The sequence below is a fragment of the Nocardiopsis sp. TNDT3 genome (assembly GCF_003427465.1).
Lineage (GTDB): Bacteria > Actinomycetota > Actinomycetes > Streptosporangiales > Streptosporangiaceae > Nocardiopsis > Nocardiopsis dassonvillei.
Genome location: NZ_QPFC01000519.1, coordinates 1 through 1386 on the forward strand (window position 1 = coordinate 1; position 1386 = coordinate 1386).

2 protein-coding genes are annotated in these 1386 nt (G+C 76.3%); one reads left to right on the plus strand and one right to left on the minus strand.

Annotated features, from left to right (window positions below; all coding sequences use genetic code 11):
- On the minus strand, positions 1-513 hold a 513-nt coding region (locus tag DQW06_RS13600; RefSeq protein ID WP_157983437.1), incomplete at its 3' end, for an NAD(P)-dependent alcohol dehydrogenase.
- A 104-nt stretch (positions 514-617) separates the two neighbouring features.
- Here DQW06_RS13600 and DQW06_RS13605 point away from each other — a divergent pair.
- Positions 618-1226 carry a TetR/AcrR family transcriptional regulator gene (locus tag DQW06_RS13605; protein ID WP_117198576.1) on the plus strand — a complete coding sequence of 203 codons (609 nt, stop codon included), beginning with the start codon at positions 618-620 and terminating at the stop codon, positions 1224-1226.
- Positions 1227-1386 lie beyond the last annotated feature (160 nt).

Here is a 1386-nt window from a genome sequence, read left to right on the forward strand (position 1 = left end):
CTCGGCGCCGAGCGCCTTGCCCAGCTGCACCGCGACGTTGCCGACGCCTCCGGTGGCACCGCGGACCAGGAGCCGTTCACCGGGCGCGAGGCGGGCCTTGTCCGTCAGCGCGGTCAGGGCGGTGGTGCCCGCCCCCGGAAGGGCGGCGGCCTCCAGGAGGCCGAGGTTCCCGGGCGCGCTGGCGAGCCGCCGCTCGGGGACGACGACGTGGTCGGCGACGGCCCCGAAGACGAAGTGCGGCATGAGCCCCCACACCGCGTCCCCCGCCCGCCAGGCGCGCACTCCGGCGCCCACCGACGCGACGCGGCCCGTGAAGTCGACGCCCACGCCCCGGGGGAACCGGGCGCGGGTGATCCCGCGCATCCTGCCCGAGCGGAAGGCGAGCTCTGCCGCGTCCACGCTCGCGGCGTGCACCTCGACGAGCACCTCGCCCTCTCCCGGGCTCGGCGTGGGCACCTCGTCGACGCGCAACACCTCGGGCGGGCCGAATCGGTCGTACCGCACAGCGCGCATGGTCGTTCTCCCCGGTCTCTCGACAAGGAAGTGGGGTGGCACCCCACTTCGTTCCGCTAAGATAACCGGAGAACCACCCCACTTAGCAAGCGCAGGAGGTCACGGTGGTCGAGAGCACAGCGCGAAGGCCCTTGCGCGCGGACGCCCGGCGCAACTACGAACGCATCGTCGCCGTGGCCGAGGAGGTGTTCGCGGCGCACGGGGTCGACGCCTCACTGGAGGAGATCGCCCGCCGGGCCGGAGTGGGCTCGGCGACCCTGCACCGGCACTTCCCCTCCCGCCGCCGCCTGCTGGAGGTGGTCTTCCACGACCGCGTCGAAGCGCTCTGCGCGGGGGCGCGGGAGCATGCCCGCACCAGCGGGCCCGGCCCCGCCCTCTTCGCCTGGCTGCGGGACCTCCACGCCTACGCCGAGGCCAGCCGCGGACTGGCCGCCTCGCTGCTGCGGGACGGCCGCGACGCCGACCTGCTGGAACGCGACGACGGCTGCGCGGCGATGATCACCGCCGCGGCCGGTGAACTCCTGGAGCGCGCCCGTCGGGCGCGGGCGGTGCGCCCCGGTGTGCGCGCCGAGGACCTGGTCGCGCTCGTCAGCGCCATCTCGCTCGCCACGGAGGACCACCCAGACGGCGCGCGGGCGGGCCGTCTGCTGGACATCGCGATCGCGGGGGTACGCCCGCAGGGGCCGGCGGCCGCGACCGGCGGGACCTCCTGAGGCCGGGGCCGGAAGTGGTCGCGGCCTGACGCGGGGACGTCACGCGGCACGTTCGGAGGCGGTGTCCCCCGCCGGGCGCGCGGGCCCGGCGGGACAGCGGTCGGCGGCCGACCGGGCACGGGCCCGAACAGAAACGGCGCGGCGGCACGGGGGAGTGGGT